This is a genomic window from Microbispora hainanensis (assembly GCF_036186745.1).
Lineage (GTDB): Bacteria > Actinomycetota > Actinomycetes > Streptosporangiales > Streptosporangiaceae > Microbispora.
Window position 1 is genome coordinate 1,610,566 of the sequence record NZ_CP108086.1, and the last position, 25,597, is coordinate 1,636,162.

Below are 25,597 nucleotides of genomic sequence, written 5' to 3' on the forward strand. Positions count from 1 at the left end.
CACGGCAGAACGGGCCGGGCGCCCGGAGGACGCCCGGCCCGTCACCGGTTTATCCGATGCTCGACCAGGGACCGTTCGGGTCGCCCGGCTTCTGGTTGCGGGTCCACCACTTCGCCTGATAGACGACGCCCTGGTATTCCGCCCGGTCACCGGCGACGAAGATCCGCGACGGGGTCCAGACGGCGGTGCCGTCCGACGTGGACACGATCTCCTGCCACGGGCCGTACGGGTCGCCGGGGGCCTGGTTCTTCGTCCACCACGAGGCGCGCCAGACCGAGCCCTTGTACGACACCTGGTCACCGGTGTCGTACGTCGTGGTGGCGGCCCAGGCCGGCGGGTTGCCGATGACGAGGGAGACGGTCTGCTCGGTGGTCAGCCCGTTCGTGCCGACCGCGTCGATCTTGAGCTGATAGGTGCCGTTCGGATAGGCGGTGGTGTCGACGACGAGGTTGGGGTGGAGCCCGTCGTTGTGGCTGCCGGGCGCCTTGGTGTTGTCGGTCAGCCAGACACCGTCACGGTTGAGCTCGATGTAGGTGTACGAGATATCGGACGCGGCGCCGCCGAGGTCGACGGTGAAGGTCGCCGTGCCGGAGACGGTCGCGCCGTCGGCCACCGAGACACCCGTGATCGCCGGGTAGGGCGTGAGCGTCCAGAAGTGGTCGGGGACGGCGGCGTCACCGGTCGCGGGGGCCGGGCTGGCGACGAGGGTCGCGTTGCGCCCGTTGCCCGACGAGTCGGCGACGGCCGTTCCCGTGCTCTCGTCGAACGTGTAGCGCAGGACGTCGCCCGTGCCGGCCTGCCCGGTCGCCAGGGCGGACACCTCGGACGCGGTCAGCGCGCGGCTGTAGACGTTGAAGTCGTCCACCGCGGCGGCCAGGTAGGGGTCTCCCCCGTACTGTGAACGGCCGATCCAGTTCTGGGTGGTGTTGCCGAGGCTGGACGGGTGCAGGGTGATATTGGCGTTGGTGGCTACGGCCTTGTCGTTGACGTAGAGGGTGCCGGTGGTGCCGGACACGGTCACCGTCACCAGCGACCAGGTGTTGAGCGGCAGGGTCGTGGTGGAGCTGATGAGCTGCTCCCCGCCGGCGCCGCTGGTCGTGATGGCGAACCGGAGCCCGGAGCCGTTGGTGAGCGTCAGGAACATGTAGTTCGACGCGCCGGTGCCGAAGTCGAACACGCGCGACCACGTGGAGTTCTTCGTGGGGTTCACCCACGTCGAGACCGTGAAGTCGCCCGTGACGCCGCTCACCGCGCCGCGCGGCACGTTGACGTACTGGTTGGCGCCGGACAGCGCGACGGCCTTGCCGAGCTTGCCGGTCACCCGGGTGCCGCCGATGCCGGAGGAGGTGACGGTGGTGTCGCTCCACTGCACGACCTGCGCGCCCGGGTCCTTGCTCATGCCGTCGACGGCGAGCACCAGGCCCGTGTCGTAGTTCACGAGCTGGTTGTGGCCCTTCCCGTCGGGCACGACCTGCCAGAGCTGCGTGTTGGCACCGGTGTCGGTCTCCACTACGGCGGACGCGCCGTTGCCGGACGAGGCGTCCTTCACCCCGAGCACGAGGCCGCCGGCCGCGTTGACCACCTTGTGGAGGCCGGAGCCGGCGGAGACCAGCTTCCAGCGCTGCGTGGCGCCGCCCGCGACGGCGGCCTGGTTCACCAGGGTCCCGGCCGACGTGCCCGCGTCGTGGGTGTCGAGCGCGAGCCCGCTGTTGAGGTTGGTGATCCGATAGGTGCTCTCGAGGTCGGTCGCCTCACCGTCGCCGCTGATCACGAGGTGATAGGCGTCGGCGGAGCTCATCGCCACCGGCACCGTGATGGAGCCGTCGGTGACCTTGTAGACGGTGTCGGAGATGGTGATCGGGCCGGCGACGGGGTTGGTGCGCCCGTACGACGGGGTGTATTCGAGCTTGGCGTGGACGGTGTCGCCCGGGGTGTCGCCGAGGTCGAGCTTGTCCAGCCCGTCGACCTTGACGGCGGTGGCGCCGCTGCCGCCGCCGAAGACCACGCTGACCTGCTTCTTGTCGGCGGGCACGGCGGCGGCGCCGTCGAGGCCGGTCGTGGCGTTGGGCGGGGTGGTGGTGACCATGTCGCCGCTCATGTCGGCGTACCACTTGTAGAGCCAGTAGGCGCCGTTCGGCTTCCCGCCGGTGCCGGTCAGCAGGTCGCCGAGCGCGCCATAGCCGTTCCAGAACGCGAGCTCGGCGTCGTGGATGCCGTATCGCTCGAACTTGGCGATGTAGCCCACGAGCGCGCCGGGGATGCCGACCTCGGAGGGCGCGGCGTACTCCTCGATCGAGATCGGGCGGGGGCTGATGCCCAGGTCCTTCATGATGGCGTTGACCTTGGCGAGGTCGGTCACGATCTTGCCCGAGTTGATCAGCTCATGCCAGGAGATGATGTCGGGCACCGTGTCGGTCTCGACCGCGTTCCGGAGGAAGTTCTCCATGTCGTTGATGTTGTCGGAGAAGCTCGGGCCCTGGATCGGCGTGTCCGGGTCGAGCGAGCGCACCTGGCGGAAGGTCTTCGTCCAGAAGTCCTCGTAGGTGCCGTTGGACGCGAGCCAGGTGTTGTCCGACTCGTTCCACAGCTCCCACGCCGCCATGTTCGTCACTCCGGACGCCTGGACGGCCTTGACCTGCTGCTCCACGACGCCGGGCCAGGTGTCCCAGCTGAACCTGTACGGCCAGCCCGCGTAGTAGTCCGACAGGCGGTTGACGACCTTCGCGCCCGCTCTGGCCGCCTTGTCGGCGACCACCAGCACGTCGCCCTTGGCCTGCTGCTTGCCGCCCACGGCCATCTGCACGAACGTGTTCGGCTTGATGGCCTTGACCAGGTCGTCGGAGGGCGTCGCGTCGTCGGCGAGGCCGTACAGGGAGCCCGTCGCGACGTGCGTGACCGGGCGGAACGGCTGGTCTGCCTTCACCACGAGCGTGGCCGCGGGTGCAGGCGCGGCGGCCGGCGTGGGATCCGCGGATGCGGGCGTCGCGGAGAGGGCGGCTCCGGTGGCCGCGCTCGCCAGCGCGGCCACCACGGCTGCCGCGCGGCTCAGGAACCGGCCGCGGCCACGGGCTAACGGACTCCCCGGGGGAAATGCCGTTCGGGACATGGGTGCTACTCCTTTGTGTTGCGTGAACGCGGGGGCGTTCACCTTTCGCACGTCGTCTCACCAAGACGGTGTTAGCGCTAACATTTCGGCCGAGCCGTGGACGACGTCGTTCGTGCGGGTGCGGGACGCTTCCTCAGTCCTTGACGGCGCCGGCGGTGACCCCGGCGGCGACGTAACGCTGGGCGATGACGAGGAGCACGGTGGCCGGGATCGACGCGACGACCGCGGTCGCCATGATGGCGTTCCACTCCTGGTTGTTGTTGCCGATGTAGTGATAGATGCCGAGCGTGATCGGCTGGTGGCCGCCGCCCTGGTCGAGGGTGGAGGCGAAGACGAAGTCCGACCAGGCCCACAGGAACGCGAACAGCGACACCGTGATGACCGAGTTGCGGGAGACCGGCAGCACGACCGACCAGAACGTGCGCAGCGCGCCCGCGCCGTCCACCCGGGCCGCCTGCATCAGCTCCTCGGGAATGCCGGACATGAACGCCGTGAAGATCAGCACGGCGAACGGCACCGCGAGGGTGGAGTCGGCCACGATCAGCCCCGGCACGGTGTTCAACACCCCGGTGCTCAGGAAGATCGCGTAGAACCCCATCGCCATGATCACGCCGGGGATCATCTGAGCGATGAGCAGCACGAAGCTCAGCACGCCGCCGCCGCGCGGGCGCAGCTTGGCCAGCGAGTATGCCGCGGGCGCCGCGATCACCAGGGTCAGGGCCACGGTGCCCAGCCCGACGACGAGGCTGGTGGCGAGGTAGGGCCCCTGCTGCTCCAGCACCGCGCGGTAGCCGTCCAGCGTGCCGTGCACCGGGAACCAGTAGGGCGGCGACTTGCGCATGTCCTGGTCGCGGGTGAACGAGACGTTGATCATCCAGTAGACCGGGAACAGCATGAGCACGGTGAACACCACGCCCAGGCCGGTCCGCCACCAGGTGCGCCGGGTCGCCGTCATGCCGCCCCCTGCCTTCGCTGCGTACGGATGTAGACGAGGCCGAAGACCAGCGCGATCACGATCAGCAGGTTGCCGACCGCCGCGCCGGGTCCGAAGGACGGCAGCAGGTTGCCGAAGCCGAGCCGGTAGGACCAGGTGGCCAGCGTCGTGGACGCGTCGCTCGGGCCGCCCTTCGTCATGATCCAGATGATGTCGAACACCTTGAGCGTGTAGACCAGCCCGAGCAGCAGCGTGATCGCCGAGACCGGCCGCAGCAGCGGGAACGTCACCCGCCAGAACCGCTGCCAGCCGGTCGCCCCGTCCAGGGCCGCCGCCTCGTGGATGTGGGAGGGGATCGCCTGCAGCCCGCTGTAGAGCACCACCAGGTTGAACGGGATGCCGATCCAGATGTTGGCGATGGTCACCGACCACAGCGACCAGTCCGGCGAGGTCAGCCAGTTGACCGGGCCGACGCCGACCCAGCTCAGGGCCGCGTTGACCACGCCCGACTCGCTGTTGAGCATCCACGACCAGGTCGAGGACGACACGATCAGCGGCAGCAGCCACGGCACCAGGAACAACGCCCGCAGCGTGGCCGACAGCCGGAAGTTGCGGCTGAAGAACACCGCCAGCGCAAGCCCGATGGTGAACTGGAAGGCCAGCGACACCACGGTGAACACCACCGTGTGCCACAACGCCGGGCCGAAGGTGGCATCGGCGAACACCTTCGCGTAGTTGGCGAACCCCGTGAACGGCGCGTCCCCCTGCACGAACGAACGCACCGTGTAGTTACGCAGGCTCAGATCGACGTTGCGATACAGCGGATAGACGTAGAACGCGAGCAGGTAGACCACCACCGGCACGAGGAACGCCCATGCCGCCCACTGCCCTCTTGCCCGCTGCCCTCTTGCCCACTGCCCCGGACCGCCCCGGCGGGGTCTGCGGCGCGTGCTGCCTGCCCCCGGCGCCGGGGCCCGCTCCCGCCGGCCGTCCCCGGTCGGCGGGGCCGGCGTCTGTGTTGCGTGTTTCATGCTTTCCTTCGTCCGGACGACCAGAGGCGGGCCCGGAGCCCTACGCCCCGGGCCCGCGCGACGCTACTGGACGGCGCTCGCCGCCGTGGCCTGGGCCGCGGTCAGCGCCTCCTGCGGCGACTGCGACCCGCTCATCGCGGCCTGCATCGCCTTCCACATCGGCTCGGAGATCTTCGGATACTTCGTGCCGAGGTTGTCACTGGTGCGGCCCTTGGCCGCCTTGACCGCCTCCACCCACACCTTCAGCTCGGCGTTCTGCTCGACCTGCTTGGCCTGCACCGCTTCCGTCGGCGCGATGTACGACAGCGTGGTCGTGGTGGTCAGCGAGTTGTCCGTGCTGGTCAGACAGCTCACGAGCTTCTGCGAGGTGGCATAACGCGCGGTGTCCGACTGCACCGGGATGCTCACGAACTCACCACCGGTCGGAGCGGGCGCGGTGCCGCCGTCCTTGGCGGGGATGGGGATGATGCCGTAGTCGAAGCCGGTCTTCTTGGCGTTGGCGAGCTGCCAGGTGCCGTTCTCCCCGAAGGCGAAGTCACCGGTCGCGAACTCCTGCCAGCTCGTGGTCTGCGTGTTGTTGATGACCGAGGTGGGGGCGTAGCCCTTCTTCACCCAGTCGGCCCACAGCGACAGCGCGGAGACGCCCTCGGGCGAGTCCAGTTTCGTGAGGTTCGCGCCCGCGCCCCAGAACCAGGGCAGGAACTGGAAGCTGCCCTCCTCGGTGCCGATGCCCGCGAACGTGATGCCCTTCTTGCCCGCCGCCTTCACCTTCTCCAGCGCCGCCGTCAGCGACGCCCAGTCCTTCACCGCGGCGGCGTCCACCCCGGCCTTCTTGAGCACGTCCTTGTTGTAGTAGAGGGCGAGGGTGTTGGCCCCGATCGGGATGCCGTACGTCTTGCCTTCGAGCTGCCCGGCGGCGAGCAGGTTCGGCGAGGCGGCCGAGGTGTCGATCTTCGTCTCGTCGGTCGAGGTCAGCACGCCGGCCTCGGCCAGCGTCGAGACCACCGGGTTGTCCACGATCAGCACGTCCGGCGAGTTGCCCTGCTGGGCCGCCAGCAACGCCTTGTTCGTCAGGTCGGTGGTGTCGTAGCCGGTCCGCTTGATGGTCACCCCGGCCTGAGTCCCGCACTGCGTGAGCAGCTTCACCCAGTCGGAGGAGTCGTCGAACTGCGGGTAGGGGTCCCAGATCGTGTAGGTCCCGCCACCGGCGGCCTGGCTCGCACCCGCCGATGAGGCGCCGGCGCCGTCGTCCCCGGACGACCCGCACGCGGTCAGACCGCCCGCGACGGCGAGGACCACCAGGCCCAGACCGGCGGCGCGCCGGCCCTTGTCGAGGCTCTTCATATCGTTCTTCCTTTCGACGGCCGGCTTCCGGCCGCTGTCATCGAAAGCTCGGGTGGGGCTCAGGTGAGCTGGATGTAGTCCAGCTCGGCGTATCCGGTCCCGCCGTTGAAGTAGGGGGACCCCTTGGCCAGGCGGATCACGTTGTAGCCCGCCCGCAGGTTCACCGTGGTGCTCACCGTCGCGCCGAACTGGCCCCAGCCGGCCGTGGGCGGATAGCTGACCGTCGTCCAGGCGCCGCCGTTGTACGCCAGCCCCTGTGTCGCGGTCGCCCCGGTGCCGTTGGCGTAGCCGATGGTCATCGTGTACGCCCGGGCCGTGGGCACGTTCACCACGAAGTCGACGTAGCTGTCCGTGGTGTGGTCACCGTTGTTGTTGTCGATGCGCCCGACGTAGCCGCCCTCGGACGCGCTGGAGCTCGTCAGCCGCTGGGCGCGGAAGACCGAGGCGTTCTCCGCCTCGTAACGCTGCTGGTAGGACGGCACGCCGCTGACCGGCTGGACCACCAGGTTGTAGGCGCTGGTCGCCGACATGTTCGGCACCGAGACGCTGATCTCCCCGTTGCTCACGGTGTAGGCGCTGGTCGAGATGGTCGTGGGCGCGGTCACGGCGGTGAACCGGCCGCTCGCGGGGGTCGACTGCAGGGTCACCCGCACCGAGGAGCCCAGCGGGCCGATGCCGGTGACGCGTACCGTGTTGGTGCCCGACTCGTTGCCGAAGACCACGTTGACGATCTTGCGGGTGGAGTCGTAGGAGGCGAAGCCGTCCAGCCCGGTCTGGGTTGCCGGAGTGGTGGCGACCATGCGGCCGGCCATGTCGCCGTACCACTTGTACAGCCACCATGTGCCGGTGGGCTGGCTGTTGTTGACGACGAGCCCGTTCATGGTGCCGTATTCGTACCAGAACGCCCGGTGTGCCATCTCGACGCCGGCACGCTCGAACTTGGCGACGTAGCTGGCGACCCTGCCGGGCACGTCCACCTCGCTCGTCGCGGCGTACTCGTTGATCGCGATGCGGCGGGGGCTGATGCCGAGCGAGCTCTCCAGTGCGCGGTAGTCGGCGATGTGCGCGGCGATGGCGGTGGGGTCGCCCAGCTCGTGCCAGCAGATGACGTCGGGAAGTGTGCCCGCGGCCTTGGCGCTGCTCAGGAACGACGACAACCAGGAGCGGTTGTAGTAGGAGGTGCTCGGGCCGACGATCGGCGTCGTGGTGTCGAGCGCCCGCACCGCCCGGTAGGTGCGCGTCCAGCCGTCGTTGAACGACCCGGCCGCGGAGGTGTTCCAGGTCCAGTCGGGCTCGTTCCACAGCTCCCAGCCGATGACGTTGGTCACCGTGGTCGCGTTGCGGCGGGCCCCGACCATCGTGTTCACCTTGGCCAGCCAGTCGTTCCAGCTCACCCACCGATAGGGGAAGTCGGGGTAGATGTCCGGCATCCGGATGAACTCCCCCGCCCCGACGCGGGTGGCCTGCGGGGCCACGAGCAGCGAGTCGCCGCCGGGCGGCTGGCCGTTGGGCTTCTGCCCCACGCCCGGCGCGGGCTGCGTCAGCGAGTCGACCTTCAGCGGCAGCAGCGCGGAGTCGGCCGGCCTGCTGCTTTCCGCCAGGCCGTACAGGCCGCCGGACGCGACGTGGGTGACGGGCCGGAAGGGCTGGGCCACGTTCACCGTCAGGGTGGCGCCCGCCGCCTCGGCGGGCGCCGGCGGGACGAGCGCCCCGATAAGTGACGCCGTCAGTGACACGGACAGCGATGCGGCCAGCGCGGGCAGCGGGGTCGTGCGTCGGGGTCTGCGCATTACCTACCTCGCTCTTTCTGGGGCTCAGGTGGGGGGTGGAGAGGAGGTGAAGCCGGGGACCGCCCGCCCCGATTCCGGCGGCGCGCGCCGCGGGCGGTTCCCGTGTCGCCGCGGGCCGCATGGCGTGCGGCCCGCGAGGTCACGACGTGGCGACCGGGATCCAGACCCGCATCGGGCCCTCGCTCCGGTTGCCCCACAGGAAGTACGGCACCGCCGTGAGCGTGAGCGGCGTGCCCGGCCGCTCGCGCCTCCGCCCGGTGACGTACAGCGAGTCGCCCGCGTGGGCGACCTGCCCGCCGAGGTTGATCACGACCGGGATGTCCGGCAGGTCCTGCCGGTGAACCGCCGTGATCGGCGCGGCGGGGTCCAGCCGCACGTCTTCGAGGACCGTGCCCGGCGGCAGGTCGGCCTGCTCCAGGCAGTACACGAGCGGGCCTCGTGCCAGGGCGACGCAGCCCCGCACCGCGTCCACGCGCGGATGCGCGGTCACATGCCGTACGGGCATGTCGAGGTCGAGGACGACCGTCGTGCCGGGTGCCCAGACCCGGGTGAGCCGGATGTAGCCGTCCCGCGCGGGGGCCATCACCGGGCCGCCGTCGATCCTGACCGTGTACGCGTCGCACCAGGCCGGCACGCGCAGCGAGAGCGTCCAGGGGACGGCGGTCTCGCCGCTCACGGTCAGCTCGATCCGGCCCTCCCAGGGATATTCGGTGCGTACGTCCACGCTGACGGCGGCGCCCGCGACCACGGCGTCCACGCTGCCCGAGGCGTACAGGTGGATCTGCAGGCCGTCGTCGTGGGCGGTGGCCAGATAGCCGTGCAGTGAGGCCATCAGCCGGGCGATGTTGGGCGGGCAGCAGGCGCACGAATACCAGGGCAGCCGGCGCGCCGCCGCCTCCTCGCCCGAGCTCGTGTGTCCCGTGCGCAGTTGGAGGGGGTTGGAGTAGAAGAAGTGCCTGCCGTCGGACGACACGGCGGGGGCGACCGCGTTGTAGAGCGCCCGCTCCATCTCGTCGGCGTAGCGGGCCCGGCCGGTGGCCAGCAGCAGCCGCCAGTTCAGGTGGACGCTCGCGATCGCCGCGCAGGTCTCGGCGTAGGCCCGGTCGGCCGGCAGCTCGTACGGGTCGCCGTACGCCTCATCGCGATGGCGCGAGCCGTGCGCGCCGGTGACGTAGGCGCGCCGGTGGACGGCGTCCTCCCACAGCCGCTCGGCCGCGTCCAGCAGCATGTGGTCGCCCGTCTCCACGCCCACGTCGACCATCCCGGCCAGCAGGTAGAGCTGGCGTACGGCGTGGCCGGTGACCTCGCGGGCCTCCCGTACGGGCACGTGGTCCTGGTAGTAGGCGGGCCCGAACCGCCCGTGCCCGAGCAGCCCGCGTCCGCGCAGGTCGAGGAACCGGCGCGCGAGGTCGAGATAGGGCCGGTGACCGGTCAGCCGATAGAGCTCGGCGAGCGCCGTCTCGACCTCCGGATGCCCGCAGACCTCCTCTACGCCGTCCGGGCCGAACCGCTCGACCAGCAGGTCGGCGAACCGCCGGGCCACGGTCACCAGCTCGGGGCTCACGCCGGTGCGGGCCGCGGCCACCGCCGCCTGGAAGAGATGGCCGGCGCAGTAGAGCTCGTGGCTCCAGTCGGGCTTGCGCCACCGCTCGTCCGGCGCGACGACGGTGAAGTAGGAGTTGAGGTAGCCGTCCGCCTGCTGGGCGCGGGCGAGCAACGCGACCGTGTCCTCCACGAACGACCGCAGCGCCTCGTCGCCAGGTGAGGTGCCCAGCTCCCAGGCCGCGGCCTCCAGCGTCTTGTGGACGTCTGAGTCGGCGAACCACATGCCGGCGAACGCCGTGTCCTGCTCGCCCGCGGCGGCGCGGAGGTTGCCGATGTTCCCGGCGCGGTGCAGGTTGTCCACGCAGTGCGGCAGCGTGTCCTCGGCGTTGCGCCGCTGCCACTGCCCCAGCAGACCTCCCGGATCGAGACGGGCCTGGTCCGGGCCCAGCGGCCACAGCGCGGCGACCGCCCCGGGCCCCGGGGACACCGGCCCCGCAGGATCACGGAGGCCGGCCGGGGAGGTCACCGGGGAGGTCTCTGAGAACTTCTGCTCAGTCATGCCTGATCTTTCGTGGAGCCATGTGGTCGTGCAGACACGGACGGCCGGCCGAGGCGAGCCACCCTGCTGCCTGGCGAAGCGAGAAGCCGTGCGGCGAGTCGCTTGCGCGATAGGAAACTAGGAAAAGGATTGCCGTCACGGTATCCAACCGGCTTCCAGACCGTCAATAGCCTGTTTCCGCGGTGTTACAGGGGCTTCGTCGTCGCACGTACGGCCTATAGAGTGGGGATCAGGCAACCCTCAGGGAAAGTGGAGGAAACGTGGGAAAGCTGGAGCGTCATGCCACGATCGCCGACGTCGCGGCGCTGGCCGGGGTGTCGGTGGGCACGGCCTCCAAGGCGCTCAACGGACGCGGATCGCTGCGGGAGGAGACCCGCATGCGCGTCCGGGAGGCGGCCCGGCAGCTCAACTTCGAGGCCAACGCGGGCGCCCGCAGCCTGCACTCGGGCCGCACCTACACGGTCGGCATGATCACCACCGACACGATCGGGCGGTTCAGCATCCCCGTGCTGATGGGCGCGGAGGACGCGCTGGGCGCCGGGGAGATGTCGGTCTTCCTCTGCGACGGGCGCGACGATCCCATCCGTGAGCAGTACTACGTCAAGACCCTCCTCAGCCGACGGGTCGACGGCATGATCGTCACCGGCCGGCGCACCGAGGCGCGGGCGCCCATCGGCGCCAACCTGCCCGTGCCCGTGGTCTACGCCTTCATCAGCTCCGCCGACCCCGGCGACTGCTCGGTGGTCCCCGACGAGGCGGGCGGCGCCCGTAAGGCGGTCGAGCACCTCCTGGCCGTCGGGCGCACCCGGATCGCCCACGTCACCGGGCCCGAGCACCACAACTCCGCCCGGGTGCGCGCGGCGGCCGCCGCCGAGCGCCTGGCCGAGGACGGGCTGTCCCTGGTCGCGCCGCCACTGTTCGGCGGATGGAGCGAGGTGTGGGGCCGTCAGGCCGTCGGCATCCTCCTCGCCGGCCGGTCCGAGTTCGACGCCGTCTTCTGCGGCAGCGACCAGATCGCCCGGGGCGTCTGCGACGCGCTGCGGGCCGCAGGACGCCGGGTGCCCCAGGACGTCGCCCTCATCGGCTTCGACAACTGGGACGTCATGACCGAAGCCTGCCAGCCACCGCTGACCAGCATCGATCTCGACCTCGAAGGGCTCGGCCGGTCGGCGGCGGAGATGCTCCTGGCCGCCATCAACGGCTCCCCCTCCCCCGGCCGGCACGCCCACCCCTGCCGGCTCGTGGTGCGGGAGTCCACCACCATGCCGCTCCCGTGACCCGTCCGGCCGCTCCGCCGTACGACGAGGTCAGCGGTGGAGCGCGTCCGGGGCGTCCTGCTCGACGAGGAAGCCTCCGGACTGGTGGTGCCAGAGCCGGGCGTAGGGGCCGTCGGCCTGGAGCAGCTCATGGTGGCTGCCCTGCTCCACGATCCGTCCCCGGTTGAGCACGACGAGCCGGTCCATGCGGACGACGGTGCTCAGGCGGTGCGCGACCACGAGCGCCGTACGGTCCTCCATCAACCGCCACAGGGCTTCCTGCACGAGGATCTCGCTCTCGGAGTCGAGCGCACTGGTCGCCTCGTCGAGCAGCAGGATCGGGGCGTCGCGCAGGATGGCGCGGGCGAGCGCGATGCGTTGCCGCTGGCCGCCGGAGAGCTTGACGCCGCGCTCGCCGACCAGGGTGTCGAACCCGTCCGGCAGCGACTCGACGAACTCCGTGACGTGTGCCGCCTCGGCGGCCTGGAGGATCTCGGCCTCGGTGGCGCCCGGCCGGGCGAACGCGATGTTGTCGCGCACGGACCGGTGGAACATGGCGGGCTCCTGCGGCACGTACGCGATCAGGCTGCGCAGATCGGCCTGACGCAGCCGGGTGATGTCCTGGCCGCCGATCAGGATCCTGCCTCCGTCGATGTCCATGAGCCGCAGCAACAGCCGCGTCAGCGTGCTCTTGCCGCCGCCCGACTGGCCCACCAGCCCGATCCTGGCGCCGCTGGGGATGTCGAGGTCCAGGCCGTCGAACAGGTGCGCGCCGCCGCCGTACGCGAACCTCACCCGCTCGAAGCGGACGCTCGCGTCGGCGGGGCGCAGCGGCTGCGGATCGGCCGGATCCACCACGGTCGGCGGCACGAGAAGCAGCTCGGTGAACTGTGCCGCCTCGGTGAGCACGCTCTCGACACGCCGGTAGATCTGGTTGAACTCGAACATGATGCCGATCGTGTTCGTGTAGTAGGTGAACGTCACCACGATGGCCTCCACGCCGAGGCCGCCGCGCAGCGCCACGGCGAGGAGCAGGCCCACGGTGCTGGTGAGCACCGACAGCGGGGCGACGACGGTGTCCACCCGGAGGTTGCCGTAGTCCCAGGACCGCAGGGACAGCTTGCGCTGCTCGGCGATCCTCGTCCGATATTCGGCGGCTTCACGCTCCTCCGCGGCGAACGCGCGGACCGTGTCCATGTTGGCCAGCACGTCGGCGACGTGCCCCGACACCCGCACCTTGGCGGCCTCGCGCTTCTCGACCAGCGCCTGACGACGGCGGATGAGCGGGACGACGAGGAACCCGGTGACGATGACGAGGCCCACCAGAACGATGACCAGCAGCGGGTGATATCGCCACAGCACCACCGAGGCGAAAACCAGGGGCACCAGCTTGGCGACGACCGAGAAGGTGAGCGTGTCGACGAACTCCTCGTACCTGGAGGAGAACCCGATGACCCGCTTGGTCAGCGAGCCGGCGAAGTTGTCGTGGAAGAACGCGGCGTCCTTGGCCAGCAGCTCGTCCATGCCCACCACGCCGAGCCGCTCGATGCCCCGGGCGTCGGTGCGGTTGAGGAAGTGCAGCCCGACCCGCCACAGTGCCTCGCCCGCCAGCAGCATCGCGCCGAAGCCCAGCACATACGGCAGCAGCGCGCCGACGGTGCCGTCCCCGCCGCCGGCCAGATGCCCCACGAGCCCGGCCACCGCCAGCGGCGCCAGGTAGAACAGGCAGATGTTCCCGATAGCCGGCAACGTCAGTGCGGGCGCCGCGACCCGCCATTGGCGCCGCAGCTCGCCGAAGTAGTAGTGCAGCACCAGCAGAACCGCCGATTTGCGCGTAGATGGGCCGCTATCTCCGTCCTCGATCGACCCCAGCGCCGTCATGAGCCCTCCCCCGAACGCCGAACCCGCCGTGGTCATGGTCTCTCAGCGTGTGACGGGAGAGCGAACGATTTTCTGCGCCCCGGGCGTCGTCCGCGCGCCCGAGCGGGCGTCGTTCCCGCGTGTATGCGGGCGTCGTTCCCCCGTGTATGCGGGCGTCGTTCCCGCGTGTATGCGAGCGCTGTTTCCGCGTCCTGGCGGGCGTCGTTCCTGCGCACGTACGGGGAACGGAAGCGATAGGGCCGGGCGGCATCGTCCCACGTCACACGGCAGGCCCACGCCGCCCGTGTCCGTCCCGACGGCACCAGGAAGAGAGGACGCGCCGATGGCCAAGGAGATCTTCGTGGCGTTCGGGATCGACGTCGACGCGGTCGGCGGCCGGCTCGGCTCCTACGGCGGTGCGGACTCCCCGTGCGACATCTCGCGTGGCCTGTTCGCGGGCGAGGTGGGCGTGCCGCGGCTCAACGCCCTGCCGGCGAAGTACGGCCTGCCGGCGACCTGGTTCTGGCCCGGCCACTCCGTCGAGACCTTTCCGAGCAGTTCGAGCAGGTCGTGGCGGCCGGACACGAGATCGGCGTACACGGCTACAGCCACGAGAACCCGATCGCGATGAGCCGCGAGCAGGAGTCGGCCGTGCTCGACCACTGCATCGACCTCATCGAGACGCGCACCGGCCGGCGCCCCACCCGGTACGTCGCGCCGTGGTGGGAGTTCTCCCCGGTCACCAACGAGCTGCTGCTCGACCGCGGCATCAAGTGCGACCACTCGCTGATGCACCGCGACTTCGAGCCCTACTACGTACGCGTCGGCGACACCTGGTCGAAGATCGACTATGACGGGGACGCCCGCGAGTGGATGAAGCCGCTCGTACGCGGGGAGGAGACCGATCTCGTCGAGATCCCCGGCAACTGGTATCTCGACGACCTGCCGCCCACATGATGTTCGTCAAGACCAGCCCGAACAGCCACGGCTTCGTCAACCCGCGGCACGTCGAGGAGATGTGGCTCGACCAGTTCGAATGGGTCCACCGCGAGTCGGACTACGCCGTCTTCACCATGACGATCCACCCGGACGTCTCGGGCCGCCCGCAGGTCCTGCTCATGCTGGAGCGCCTCATCGAGCACATCGGCAAGCACCAGGGCGTCCGGTGGTCCACGTTCGACGCCATCGCGGACGACTTCACGGCCCGCCACCCCCGATCATGACCCGTACGCCGCCGAGCCCCGCAGCCGCGCGGCCCTGCACTGTGCGTCGTCCGCTGCCTGCTCTCGCCTCACGCCCGCAGCCGCTGGGCCTGTCCGCGCGCCGCCCGGGCCTGCCCTGCGCATCGCCCACCCCCGCGCCTTCGGCCTTACTCGTGTAGTCGTCGGGCTCGTCCGAGGCGGTGGTAGGTGAAGGCCCAGCGGTCTTCGCCTACTTGGCGGCGGGTGTAGCGGTCGGGGTGCTGGTAGCGGTCGCGGTTGTGGAACTGGCAGGCCGGACCGAGGAGTTTCAGGTCCGTGAGGCCGCCGGTGCTCCAGTTGTCGGCGTGGTCGATCTGGCACATGGTCGCCGGGAGCGGGCAGCCGTCGACCCAGCACGTGGCATACCGGGCGAAGATGGCCCGCCGCTGGGCAGGAGTCGCCAGGCGGACCTTGCGGCCCATGTCGAGCACCTGCCCGTCGGCGTTCATGACGATCCGCACCAGAGTCGAGGTGCGGGCGAGCCGGTGCACGCTGGAGACGGGCAGCACCTGCCCGGTCGCCAGCAACACCCCCGGCGCTGTCCCCGGTGCCATCCCCAACGACGCCCCCAGCAACGTGCCTGCCGACGCTCCCAACGCCGACCCCAAGAACGCCCCAGGCATCGCGCCCGCCGACGCACCCGGAGATCCCGGGGACCCACCTTGCGCCGCTCCCCGTGCCGCTCCTTGTGACGCCTCTAGCGCCGTCCCCGGCGTCGCTCGCCCGGCTCCCGCTGCTGTTCCCGGAGTTCCCGCTGCCTGCGTCGCGCACGAGCACCGCGCCTCGCCACTGCACCGCCACGCGCCCTGGCTGCCGCACCGGCACGTGCTGTGGCCATGCCGGCAGTCCCCCGCAGTCCGAGGCCCAGCGTGGGTGTGATGAGCGGAGACATCCTCGGGAGGAGGATCCGTCCACGCCGAACTCGAAGGCGCCACCTCCGAAGGCGCTGCCTCCGAAGGCGCTGCCTCCGAGGGCGCTGCCTGCGATGGCGGCGCATCCGAAGCCGTCGCACCCGAAGGCACTGCGTCCGAAGGGGCTGTGTCCGAAGGGGCAGCGTGCGAAGGGGCTGTGTGCCAATGCCCGCCACCGTGAGCAGGCCATGCTGACGCACCCCGCCGGGCGTGGGTTGCTCCGGACCGGGCCGCGCCGCGAACGCAGCCATCGCCCTCTGCAGGCGCGGTCGTGTCGCACTCGGCAGAGCGGGTGCTCGCGGTGTCGTCGTCCTCGGCGGAGTCGGCGTTCGCGGTGTGGTCGCCCTCGGCAGCGGCGGTGTTCGCGGTGCTGCGCGGCTCGCACTCCCCAGGCCGCCGCTCACCGGCCCCGCACTCACCGGCTCCCCAGCCACGAGGCTCTTCATCGCGAAGTCCGGTCGCGACGTCGCCGGAGCCAGCGGCAGGGTCGGTGGCGGGGACAGCCTCAGCAGTGTCGAGCTCGTCCGGGGTCTCGGGGCCGTCGGTGCCGCCCGCAGCACCCGGATCGCCCATCACGTCGGAGACGGCGTCGTCGGCCTGGCTGGGGTCGTCGGCGCTTCCGGTGGCGTCGGGGGCGTAGGCGTTGGTGTCGTCGGCGCTCTCCGCACCGGCATCTGTCCCGGCCTCGCCAGGAGCACGGTCGCCCGTGTCGTCCCGGCCTTCCTCGAAGCCCCCGGCATCCCGCGCGTTTTCGACGTGGTCGGCGGGGTCGTCGGCGCTCTCCGCACCGGCATCTGCCCCGGCCTCGCCAGGAGCAGAGTCGCCCGTGTCGTCCCGGCCTTCCTCGAAGCCCCCGGCATCCCGCGCGTCTTCGACATGGTCGGCGGGGTCGTCGGCGCTCTCCGCACCGGCATCTGCCCCGGCCTCGCCAGGAGCAGAGTCGCCCGTGTCGTCCCGGCCTTCCTCGAAGCCCCCGGCATCCCGCGCGTCTCCGGCGTGGTCGGCGGGGTCGTCGGCGCTCTCCGCACCGGCATCTGCCCCGGCCTCGCCAGGAGCAGAGTCGCCCGTGTCGTCCCGGCCTTCCTCGAAGCCCCCGGCATCCCGCGCGTCTTCGACATGGTCGGTGGTGTCGTCGGCTTGGCTCGGCTCGTCAGTGCTTCCGGCAGGGTCGGGGACGTAGTCGCTGGGGGCGCTGTCGCCGAGGTCTGCGAAGTGGTCGCTGACCTCGTCGTCGGCGGCAGGGTCGGCGGTGTCTTGGGTGGCCGGGTCGGTCTCTTCGGTGGCCGGGGCAGCGGGGTCTTCGGTGGCCGGGTCGGCGGGGTATGGGTTGTCGGCGGTGGGGTCGGTGGTTTCGGGGTCGGTGGGGAGGGATTCGGCGCTGACCACGACGAGGAGCTCGGCGGCGATCTTCTGCTCCAGCAGGGCGATCAAGGCGTCCGCCTGGCGCACCGTCAGCGGGCGGTCATCCCCCTGTGCCCTCAGCTTGGCGTACGCCTGCAACAACGCCATCAACCGGGCGCCGGCCTCACGCGGCAGGTAGAACTCCCCTTCCACGCCGCCGCCCTTGCCCGGGCGGACCCGCAGGAACCGCCTCCCGTAATCGGCCCGCTCATCCCGCTCTTCCCCATCGGGGTCCAGCACCGCCCGCAGATGGCGGCCGGCCTTGGCGACCTCCGCCGCCCCCGCTTTGCCGGCCAGGTCCACCAGGATCGGCTCCGCCAGGCCGGCCTGCTCATCCGATAGCCCGACGACGGCGGCGCAGATGGCTTCCACCACCCCGGCCGCCAGCTCCCCTGTGGCGAACTTCTCCCGCACGACGGGGAGGCGGGGCAGTTCCGCGCCGAGGGTGAGCAGGCGACCAGCTCCGCCCACGGTCATCCCGGCGGCGGTGCGTAGCCAGCAGCGGGTGGAGGCATGGCCGTGCTGCTTGGCCTGACCTGCTCGGTGGACCCGGCCGACGCGGTCGGCCAGGGCGCTGGTGATCCGGTCGCGGGCGAACAGCAACTCCTCCGCCTCGGCCAGGCACACATCCACGTCATCGGGAAGCGGCGTCAGCGCCAGCTCTTGGGCCACCTCACGAACCGACCCCACCACCACCCACGACGACCGCACACGGCGCTGGCCCCGACCATGACCGCCCACACCCTCGGAAGCACCCGCACCCGAGCCGGCCGCGCCAGGGTCATTCGCGCCAGTGCCGTTCGCGCCAGTGCCGTTTGTGCCAGCAGCGTCCGCGCCATCGGCAGCACCACGCGCGGCACCAAAGCCAGCGCCAGCAGCGCCAGCAGCGTCCGGGCCACTGGTATCTGCACCGTCGGCAGCTCCACGCTCGGCATCTGCGCTAGTGCCGTTCGTGCCACCGACATTCGCACCGGCGAATGCCGCACTGTCGGCAGCTCCGCACGCGGCACCAGAGCCAGCGCCATACGCGCCAGCGGCAGCCGCACCAGCACAAGCCCCACGGGCGGCACCAGCGTCACATCCCGCGCTGTCGGCGGTCCAACACGCGGCGTTCGCGTCAGCGCCGTCCGTGCCAGCACCGCTCATGCCGTCGGCATTCGTACCGGTGGCAGCCCCACTCGTGGCATCCGCGCCGTCGTTGGTTGCGCTGCCGGTATCGATGCCTGGAACGTCCGCGCCCGGGGCGTCCGTGCTTGCGGCAACGGGTGCGTCGGCGCGCTGTCGGGGCTCGAAGTTGATGATCGGGAAGGGCTCCTGGGCGGATGAGCCATCAGAGGACCACAGCGGCGAATTGGCGATCAGACGGTCCCACCAGCCGTCGTCGGGGCCATTCGAATGACGAAGGCGCTCAGGATCGATGTCGAACAGATCCATCACACCTCCATCAAGCGATTCGAAAATTTGTATTAATTCTCTCCTCCCTCCGGAGCTTGTGCAAGATCAACTAAGAATCTCTTGGGATCACAGATTGAGGGAATCGCCCAGGTCACGGGATAGTTCGCCGCCGCGCAAGCCCTGCCAGGAGCCGTTGCCGGTCACGCCATGGCAGGAACTGTGGCTCGACAAACCCTGCCAGGGGCAGACAAGGCGTCGCCCAGAGGGCGCGGAGGCACTACCCGGCAAGCGCCGAAAACCCGAGAAACGACGAGACTCGGGGCATGACCGGCATTCCTGGCCACCTCAGCGCAGGGCGTCCCGTTCCTCGGGTTGAGGACGAGACGGAGCGACGCGTCGTGATGATGTGCGGCATCGCCGGTTCGGGCAAGACGACGTACGCGCAGGAGCTGGAGCGACGCGGCTACGTCCGGCTGTCCATCGACGAGGCCGTCTGGGCACGGCTCGGGCGCGACGGCGGCGAGCTCGACCCGGAGGAGTACGCGGACCATCAGGCCCGTGCCGAGGATGACTTGTGGCAGGAGCTTGTGCGCCTGATGCGGGCAGGCCGGAGCGTGGTCCTCGACTACAGCTTCTGGAGGCGCGCGACGCGCGACCGGTACAAGGCACTGATCGAGAGTCACGGGTATCGGTGGGAGCTCCTCTACCTGAAGGCTCGCCCGGAGACCCTGCGCCGGCGGCTCGCGGCGCGCAACGCCCTGAGTGGCCCGAACAGTGTCACGGTGTCCGACGAGCTTCTCCGGTCATACGTGGCGGGCTTCGAGGAGCCCGTGGGCGAAGGAGAGCGGGTCATCCCGCAGGAATGAGCCGCCGGTCGCACAGGATGTCGGCGGAGCCATGGAGCCGACGTTCCGGGGGCCGACTCGGGAATGAGCCGCCGGTCGCGCGGAGGATGTCGGCGGAGCCATGGAACCGGCATTCCAGGCCGACTCGGCCGCAGCGACGCCGAGGACGCCCACGTACGGCAGGGCGAGCGCTCGCGCCAGGGGACGGAGCTGTGCGACCTGCTGATGGTGCGGTGGGCCGATCAGCGGTGATCAGCGGCCCGATCGGCGGGCGGTCAGTGGGTGATCAGGGCAGTTCGGCGAGGTGGGCGCCGTTGGCCGCGGCGATCACCCGGGTCAGCGCCTGGTGCAGGCTCTGCAGCTCGGTCAGCTCCATCCCCAGCCGCTCGACGATCGCCACCGGGACCTTCTCGGCCTGCCGGCGCAGCGCGCGTCCCTCGTCGGTCAGCACGATCGCCAGGGAACGCTCGTCGTCACTGGCACGGCGGCGCTCGACGTAGCCTGCCGCCTCAAGGCGCTTGAGCAGCGGCGACAGCGTGGCCGGCTCCAGGGCCAGCATCCGGCTGAGGTCCTTCACCGACAACGGCGCGTGCTGCCAGAGGGCCAGCATCACCAGATATTGCGGGTGGGTCAGGCCCATCGGTTCGAGCAGGGGCCGATAGAGACCGATGACCGACCGCGAGGCGACCGCCAGGGCGAAGCAGACCTGGTTCTCCAGGGCCAACGGGTCGACGATGTCGCCAATGTCACTCATGTGCACCTCCATGGCCATGCTAGGCGATTAGTACACTAACTGTTAGTGCACTAAGCAGCGCCGAGAACACAGGAAGTGTCATGGCCCGTAGGAAGAGTCTGGAAGAGCGCATCGCCGACCGCGTCGCCAAGCGGCCGCCCATGAAGGACAGCAAGCACTTCGAGCACGGCCCCGCCAAGTGGATATTCGCCAGCGTCCTGGTGCTCGCGGTGCTCATCCATTTCGTCATCGTCGGCGTCGTCATGCTCCTCGGACACTGATCCTCGGACACTGATCCTCGGACACTGATCCTCGGGTAGTGATCTTCGGGCGCTGATGACACTGGCGGAGACCGAGCCCCGGCCCGTACACACAGGAGGGCCCGCGGCGTGGTCGCAGCGGGCCCTGATCGTCAGCGTCCGGCCGAGTGTCCTGCCGTACGTCGGATCACCCGTGGATCACGGGCTGGTGCAGGTGGCCGTCGGGGTCGCCGCGGTCCCGCTGCCGAGGAAGCCGAAGGTCGTACTCCCGTTGGCCGCGACCGAGCCGTTCCACGACTCGTTGCGCACCGCCACGGTCGAGCCGGAGCCCGAGCGTACGCCTCCCCAGATCTGGGTGATGGTCTGCCCGCCGGGCCAGGTCCAGTTCACGGTCCAGCCGTTGATCGGGGAGTTCCCCGCGCGCACCGTGACCTCGCCCTGCCAGCCGCCGGACCAGGAGTTGACCACCTGGATCGTCGCCGAGCACGCGCCGCTCACTCCGCCGGACGGCGAGGGGCTCGGGCTGGGAGACGGGCTCGGGCTGGTGTTCCCGCTGGGGGACGGGCTGGGGCTGGGCGAGCGGGTCGGGCTGGGACTCGGAGACGGGGACGGGGACGGACTCGGGGACGGGCTCGGGGACGGACTCGGGGACGGGTTGGAATCCGACAGGGTCGGGGTCGTCCAGTCCTTCCACTGCGAGAGGTTGCCGGACTTCCTGGAGGAGATCCGGAACACGCCGGGGGCGTTGCCCGTCTTCAGCAGGAACTTCTGGATGTTCTGCTGCAGCGGGGTGCGCCACTCGGACCGGCTGGCGCAGTGCGTGCCGTCCTGGACGTCCGACCAGTAGCTGATGTTGTCACCCGCGCCGAGCGCCTTGTAGATCTCGGCTCCGGCCAGCGCGGCCACGCTGCCCGACTGGGCGCCCAGCCAGTCGACGTGCGGGTTCTCCATGATGAACAGACCACGCGGAGCGATCATGCCCACCATCTCGTGCGTGTCGACCGGGAGCCCGTTCGGGTTGCCGGTGAAGGAGCCGAACGCGTCACCCAGCCACGGCTGCTCGGAGTAGGCGCTGCTCAGCGGCTGCGCACCGCTCTCCTGGGCGATGCCGCGCAGGATGGGAACACCGGCGCTGCCCGACTCGATCGGCATCGTCAGGGCGATGCGCTGGTCGAACACGCCGGCCACGAAGGCGCCCTTGCCGTAGCGCGAGCAGCCGGTGACGCCGGTCGCGTCCGCCTTGAGGATGCTCCCGCCCGACTGCTCGATGACGTCGATGATGCGGCTGACGCCCCACGCCCAGGCGGCGAGCAGGCCGGTGCTGCTGGAGGAGCCGTAGATGCTGTAGAAGGCGCCCTGCTTGTTGTTGCGCGGAGTGCCTTCCCTGCCGACCGAGAACGGGTCGTAGCTGATCACCGCGGCACCGCTCGCCTTGATGGTGGCGGTGTCCGCGCCGAAGCCGCCGTACACGATGACGGCCGGGAACGGCCCGTTGCCGCTCGGCGCGTCCACCGACGCGGAGAAGCTGGAGCTCCTGCCGTTGGCGGACACGTTCACGGTGATGCTGGTCCGCGAAACCGTGCCCGTGACGCCGGCCGGCTTGCCGGGCTTCTCACCGTAGATGTAGCGCTCGGCCTGCTTCTTGATCTCCTCGCGGCGGCATCGCCAGTCCGACTTGGACGTGATGCGCTGCCCGTTGATCTTCTTGAAGGGATCGGGAAGCCTGGAGTTGGACACCGGCTGTCCCAGGTCGGGCACCGGGCAGTCGGCACCCTCGTCCTCGACGCCGGCGGCGGCATTGGCCGCCTGCGCCGACCAGGGCGCGAGCGCGCCTGCACCGGCGTCGCCACCGGGGATCTCGACCACCGCGAGACCCAGCGAAAGCGCGGCGACGGCGGCCACGACGAGCCCGCGACGCACGCCCGTGCCGCCGGAAAACAGGCCGCGACCCACGCCGCCGGAAAACAGGCCGCGGCGCACGCCGCTCGAAAAGATGTCGCCGATCATCGGCAGCCCCCGCGGGAGGGCCGGCCGGCATCGATGGGGACTGCGGCAGCCTGTGCCACTGCTGCTGCCGAGACCTTGAGGCGTTTCACGACAGTGCGTCCTTCCTTCTGAGGATCCCGGACCTGTCACCGGCCCGGCAAGGACCGCTGACACGAGCGTGAGCTGAATTTTTTCGAAGAAACACCGAAATGTTGCAGCGCTGCAAGGCCCAAATCGGATGGGGCGACAGCCACTTCGTGGCGGATAAGAACGGTGCCGTTCGCGGCATGATTACCGTTACTCTCGGGAGGACTTTTCCGAAATAGACACGAAAGTTTCATCACTCCGGGCCCGGAAAGCAACTGCCGACGCCGGGAATCGCCGCATGCGGCGCCGAGGCGCGGGACGCCCTCGCTCTCCGCCCCGCTCCCCCTGTGCGTCGGCCGGCAGTCCGGCCCGCAGGTGGTGGGCCGCCGGACGACCGGACGACGTCCGGACGGCCTGACGACGCCGACACCCCGCCCTTCGACCGGCCGCCGTCTCGCCGGCAGCCCGCGCGGCCGGCCTCTCGTCCGATGGCATAGCCTGTGAGCAGGCAAAACGACGACCAGAGGAGAGCCATGGGTTCGCTGAGCCCTGTTCACTGGATGATCGTGTTGGTGGTGCTCGTGCTGCTCTTCGGTGCGAAGAAGCTGCCGGACACCGCCAAGGCCCTCGGGCAGTCGCTGCGGATCTTCAAGAACGAGACCAGCAGGCTCGGCGACGAGGCCGACACCGCCGTCACCCAGGCCCGTACGGCACCCGCCGTCCCGGACGCCGAAGCGCGGCTGCGCGCGCTCGAAGAGGAGAACGCCCGGCTCAGGGCCGCCGCGGAAGCCGCGCGGCCGGACGAGCCCGAGGCCCGCTGAGGCGTCGCCCGCACTCCACACCCGCCAGACGGCCGACGGGCGACCGATGAACGGCCGTCGCGAGGCCTGCGCATGGGCGTGTACGGAAATCCGGCCGATCGGACGAACCTTTCCGCCGGATCCGGACTCCAACAGGACATGCAGCACGCCCTCTCGCTCCGCTTTGTCCTCCCCGCCGCCGCGGCGGCGGCCGCGTTGACCTGCGCCGCGGCGCTCCCGGCCGACGCCGCCGCCGTGCCCAAGTCCGCCGCGCCCAAGTCCGCCGCGCCCAAGTCCGCCGCGCCGAAGTTCGCCGCGCCCAAGCCGTACGGCACGTCGTTCCAGACCGACCCGCACCATGACTTCACGAAGCACATCTCGCCCCGGCACGACGGCGTCCTGCGGGGCTGGGTCACGTATTACCGGTCCGGGGTGGCGGAGTACGAGCCGATCAGGTGGGTGAAGGACAAGACCGGCCACACGGAGGGGCGGTTCGAGGGCCCGCCCGAGGGTGATGTGACGGCCTACGCCTCTCGTGTGGCCAAGAACGTGGTGTTCTACAGCGCCACCGGGTGCAAGGGCACCACGGTGACGGTGAAGCACGGCGGCCTGGGGTCGAAGAGGTGCTCCCGGAGCGAGCTGATCTCCCGGATGAAGCACGCGCATCGTCCGGCGCTCATCACCGTCTATCGCGGCGTGATCGTCAAGGTGCAGGAGATCTACACCCCCTGACCGCTGGAACGGCCGGGTCAGCCGGCACGGATCCGCGTTGGGCCGGACTTCCTCTTCCCCGGGAGTCCGGCCCTTTTTCACGTACGGGACATTTTTCGCGTACGGGACATCCGGTGATGAGCCGGGAGGCGCTGATGAGAGGTACTCACCATAATGAGGGGATGTCAACGCCGCGGCAGCGCTACCGGGAGCAGGTCCGTTCGGAGATCAAGCAGATCGCTCTCGTGCAGATCGGCGAGGGCGGGACGGCGGCGCTGAGCCTGAACGCGGTGGCGAAAAAGCTCGGCGTGACGGGACCGGCGCTGTACAAGTACTTCCGCAGCCGCGACGAGCTGCTCACCGAGCTGATCCTGATGGGCTTCGACGACGTCGCCGCGGCCGTACGGGCCGCTGTCGGGCAGGGCGCGCCCCGGGAGCGGCTGCACGCGCTGGCCCGGGCCTTCCGCGAATGGGCCGTGGCCAATCCACGCCTGTTCCAGTTGCTGGCGGGGACGCCCTCGCCCGGCCACGAGGCACCCCCGGAAAGCGTGCTGCGGGCCCGGAACGTGCTCGGGCCCTTCCTGCCGGTGTTCGCCGAGGGGCGCTGCCGGCCGGGGGCGGAACCGCTGCGGGAGCAGATGGGGAAATGGATGCAGGGGACCCCGGCGGTCGCCGAGTGGGTGCGCGCGTTCGCCCCCGAGGGGGACGCGGCGACCGCACTCACCGGCACCGTGATGGCCTGGGCCCAGCTCCAGGGCGTGGTGAGCCTGGAGGTCCAGGGGCAGTTCGCCGGCGTGGGGCACGGCGGCGTCGCCCTCCTCGACGCGGTCATGGACGCCCTCGCCGACGGCATGGGCCTTTAACGGGCATCCTTGAACGATGAACACAACCACGATCAGCGCGTCGGACGCGGGGACCTGGCGGCTCGGCGACCTCACGGTCAACCGGATGGGGTTCGGGGCGATGCGCCTGACGGGCAGCGCCGCCTTCGACCTCGGCACGCCGAGCGACCGCGAACGGTCGATCGCGGTGCTGCGGCGCGCCGTCGAGCTCGGTGTGAACCACATCGACACGGCGGCGTTCTACTTCTCGCGGCTGCGCTCGGCCAACGAGCTGATCAACCGGGCGCTCGCGCCGTACCCGGACGACCTGGTCATCGCCACGAAGGTGGGCCCGGGGCGGGACCCGTCCGGCGAGTGGCTGCCGCTCGCCCGGCCCGACCAGCTGCGCGGCCAGGTCGAGGAGAACCTGCGCCAGCTCGGCCGTGACCACCTCGACCTGGTCTATTTGCGCCAGGCGGGGCTCGACTCGATCGCCGAACACTTCGGGGCACTCGCGGAGCTGCGCGAGGCCGGTCTCATCCGGCACCTGGGGATCTCCAACGTCCGGCCCGAGCACCTCGCGCAGGCCCAGGCAATCGCACCGGTGGTGAGCGTGCAGAACCGGTACGGCATCGGCTTCACCCGCAGCCGAGGGCAACTGCGCACCTGCGGCGAGCAGGGCGTCGCCTTCGTGCCGTTCTTCGCGATCGCGGGCGACGGCCGGGAGAAGGGGACGAGCGGCACGGACCTGGAGGAGGTGCTGGCCGTCGCCCGCGCGCACGGCGCGACCCCCGCGCAGGTGCGGCTGGCCTGGACGCTCCAGCAGGGGCCGCACGTGCTGGCCATCCCGGGCACCGGCAACCCCGATCACCTGGCCGAGAACGTCGCCGCCGCCGCGCTGCGTCTCATGGACGAGGAGATGGCCCGCCTGGACGCGCTCGCCGACGCCACCTGACCGAAGGACTCGCGTTTCCGCTCCTC

At 70.4% G+C, this 25,597-nt stretch carries 21 protein-coding genes; 10 read left to right on the top strand and 11 right to left on the bottom strand.

The genetic code is table 11. The annotated features are described in order from the left end of the window. Nucleotides 1-49 precede the first annotated feature (49 nt). From OHB01_RS07325 to OHB01_RS07350, 6 genes are all read right to left on the bottom strand, one after another. Nucleotides 50-3,106 (bottom strand): LamG-like jellyroll fold domain-containing protein, encoded by a 3,057-nt coding sequence (locus OHB01_RS07325; protein ID WP_147945017.1) that lies wholly within the window; start codon nucleotides 3,104-3,106, stop codon nucleotides 50-52. 133 nt (nucleotides 3,107-3,239) lie between these two features. Continuing rightward, nucleotides 3,240-4,061 carry a carbohydrate ABC transporter permease gene (locus tag OHB01_RS07330; RefSeq protein WP_328709000.1) on the bottom strand — a complete coding sequence of 274 codons (822 nt, stop codon included), beginning with the start codon at nucleotides 4,059-4,061 and terminating at the stop codon, nucleotides 3,240-3,242. Then, entirely contained in the window at nucleotides 4,058-5,071 is a 1,014-nt protein-coding gene (locus OHB01_RS07335) for a sugar ABC transporter permease (protein WP_328855128.1), read from the bottom strand. Before OHB01_RS07335 ends, OHB01_RS07330 begins: the two co-directional genes overlap by 4 nt. Before the next feature lie 63 nt (nucleotides 5,072-5,134). Further along, entirely contained in the window at nucleotides 5,135-6,415 is a 1,281-nt protein-coding gene (locus OHB01_RS07340) for a sugar ABC transporter substrate-binding protein (RefSeq protein WP_328855129.1), read from the bottom strand. A 59-nt stretch (nucleotides 6,416-6,474) separates the two neighbouring features. Further along, on the bottom strand, nucleotides 6,475-8,205 hold the full coding sequence (locus OHB01_RS07345; protein ID WP_328855130.1) for a CBM35 domain-containing protein: 1,731 nt from the start codon (nucleotides 8,203-8,205) through the stop codon (nucleotides 6,475-6,477). Nucleotides 8,206-8,344: 139 nt separating this feature from the next. Continuing rightward, nucleotides 8,345-10,309, bottom strand: a complete 1,965-nt coding sequence (locus OHB01_RS07350; protein ID WP_328708996.1) for a glycoside hydrolase family 127 protein — start codon at nucleotides 10,307-10,309, stop codon at nucleotides 8,345-8,347. Between the two features lie 260 nt (nucleotides 10,310-10,569). Between OHB01_RS07350 and OHB01_RS07355 the strand changes: the two genes are divergently transcribed. After that, nucleotides 10,570-11,586, top strand: coding sequence for a LacI family DNA-binding transcriptional regulator (locus OHB01_RS07355; RefSeq protein WP_221890030.1), 1,017 nt, complete (start codon nucleotides 10,570-10,572; stop codon nucleotides 11,584-11,586). Nucleotides 11,587-11,616: 30 nt separating this feature from the next. Here the strand turns inward: OHB01_RS07355 and OHB01_RS07360 are convergent, their stop codons facing one another. After that, nucleotides 11,617-13,482: an ABC transporter ATP-binding protein gene (locus OHB01_RS07360; RefSeq protein ID WP_240972187.1), complete on the bottom strand. Its 1,866-nt coding sequence runs from the start codon at nucleotides 13,480-13,482 to the stop codon at nucleotides 11,617-11,619. A 286-nt stretch (nucleotides 13,483-13,768) separates the two neighbouring features. Between OHB01_RS07360 and OHB01_RS39840 the strand changes: the two genes are divergently transcribed. Genes OHB01_RS39840 through OHB01_RS39850 form a run of 3 tightly spaced genes read left to right on the top strand, consistent with a single transcriptional unit; the run spans nucleotide 13,769 to nucleotide 14,648 of the window. Continuing rightward, a complete protein-coding gene (locus tag OHB01_RS39840) occupies nucleotides 13,769-14,056 on the top strand; it encodes a hypothetical protein (protein ID WP_240972190.1) in 288 nt (95 codons plus the stop codon). After that, the gene (locus OHB01_RS39845) at nucleotides 13,996-14,382 is read left to right on the top strand and encodes a polysaccharide deacetylase family protein (RefSeq protein WP_260617543.1); all 387 of its coding nucleotides are present in this window, start codon (nucleotides 13,996-13,998) and stop codon (nucleotides 14,380-14,382) included. The genes OHB01_RS39840 and OHB01_RS39845 overlap by 61 nt, the downstream gene beginning before the upstream one ends. Next, nucleotides 14,379-14,648: a hypothetical protein gene (locus tag OHB01_RS39850; protein ID WP_261986066.1), complete on the top strand. Its 270-nt coding sequence runs from the start codon at nucleotides 14,379-14,381 to the stop codon at nucleotides 14,646-14,648. The genes OHB01_RS39845 and OHB01_RS39850 overlap by 4 nt, the downstream gene beginning before the upstream one ends. 146 nt (nucleotides 14,649-14,794) lie before the next feature. Here OHB01_RS39850 and OHB01_RS07370 read toward each other — a convergent pair whose 3' ends face one another. Further along, nucleotides 14,795-17,650, bottom strand: a complete 2,856-nt coding sequence (locus OHB01_RS07370) for a DUF222 domain-containing protein (protein ID WP_328855131.1) — start codon at nucleotides 17,648-17,650, stop codon at nucleotides 14,795-14,797. Further along, nucleotides 17,629-17,913, bottom strand: a complete 285-nt coding sequence (locus tag OHB01_RS07375) for a hypothetical protein (protein WP_328855132.1) — start codon at nucleotides 17,911-17,913, stop codon at nucleotides 17,629-17,631. Before OHB01_RS07375 ends, OHB01_RS07370 begins: the two co-directional genes overlap by 22 nt. A gap of 783 nt (nucleotides 17,914-18,696) precedes the next feature. Here OHB01_RS07375 and OHB01_RS07380 point away from each other — a divergent pair. Next, nucleotides 18,697-19,239 carry an AAA family ATPase gene (locus OHB01_RS07380; RefSeq protein WP_142652192.1) on the top strand — a complete coding sequence of 181 codons (543 nt, stop codon included), beginning with the start codon at nucleotides 18,697-18,699 and terminating at the stop codon, nucleotides 19,237-19,239. Nucleotides 19,240-19,504: 265 nt separating this feature from the next. On the opposite strand, the gene OHB01_RS07385 is transcribed toward OHB01_RS07380, so the two are convergent. Continuing rightward, entirely contained in the window at nucleotides 19,505-19,972 is a 468-nt protein-coding gene (locus OHB01_RS07385; protein ID WP_142652190.1) for a MarR family winged helix-turn-helix transcriptional regulator, read from the bottom strand. Between the two features lie 80 nt (nucleotides 19,973-20,052). Here OHB01_RS07385 and OHB01_RS07390 point away from each other — a divergent pair, with 80 nt between their 5' ends. Next, nucleotides 20,053-20,232 (top strand): hypothetical protein, encoded by a 180-nt coding sequence (locus tag OHB01_RS07390; RefSeq protein ID WP_142652188.1) that lies wholly within the window; start codon nucleotides 20,053-20,055, stop codon nucleotides 20,230-20,232. Nucleotides 20,233-20,409: 177 nt separating this feature from the next. On the opposite strand, the gene OHB01_RS07395 is transcribed toward OHB01_RS07390, so the two are convergent. Continuing rightward, nucleotides 20,410-22,218 (bottom strand): cellulose binding domain-containing protein, encoded by a 1,809-nt coding sequence (locus OHB01_RS07395; RefSeq protein ID WP_328708992.1) that lies wholly within the window; start codon nucleotides 22,216-22,218, stop codon nucleotides 20,410-20,412. A gap of 599 nt (nucleotides 22,219-22,817) precedes the next feature. Here OHB01_RS07395 and tatA point away from each other — a divergent pair. The 4 genes from tatA to OHB01_RS07415 all read left to right on the top strand — a co-directional run bounded on the left by tatA (nucleotide 22,818) and on the right by OHB01_RS07415 (nucleotide 25,571). Then, nucleotides 22,818-23,105 carry a Sec-independent protein translocase subunit TatA gene (tatA, locus tag OHB01_RS07400; RefSeq protein WP_142652184.1) on the top strand — a complete coding sequence of 96 codons (288 nt, stop codon included), beginning with the start codon at nucleotides 22,818-22,820 and terminating at the stop codon, nucleotides 23,103-23,105. A 138-nt stretch (nucleotides 23,106-23,243) separates the two neighbouring features. Continuing rightward, nucleotides 23,244-23,816 (top strand): hypothetical protein, encoded by a 573-nt coding sequence (locus tag OHB01_RS07405; RefSeq protein WP_328855133.1) that lies wholly within the window; start codon nucleotides 23,244-23,246, stop codon nucleotides 23,814-23,816. Between the two features lie 161 nt (nucleotides 23,817-23,977). Beyond that, nucleotides 23,978-24,658, top strand: coding sequence for a TetR/AcrR family transcriptional regulator (locus tag OHB01_RS07410; protein ID WP_328855134.1), 681 nt, complete (start codon nucleotides 23,978-23,980; stop codon nucleotides 24,656-24,658). 16 nt (nucleotides 24,659-24,674) lie between these two features. Next, nucleotides 24,675-25,571, top strand: coding sequence for an aldo/keto reductase (locus OHB01_RS07415; protein WP_328855135.1), 897 nt, complete (start codon nucleotides 24,675-24,677; stop codon nucleotides 25,569-25,571). The last annotated feature ends 26 nt before the right edge of the window (nucleotides 25,572-25,597 follow it).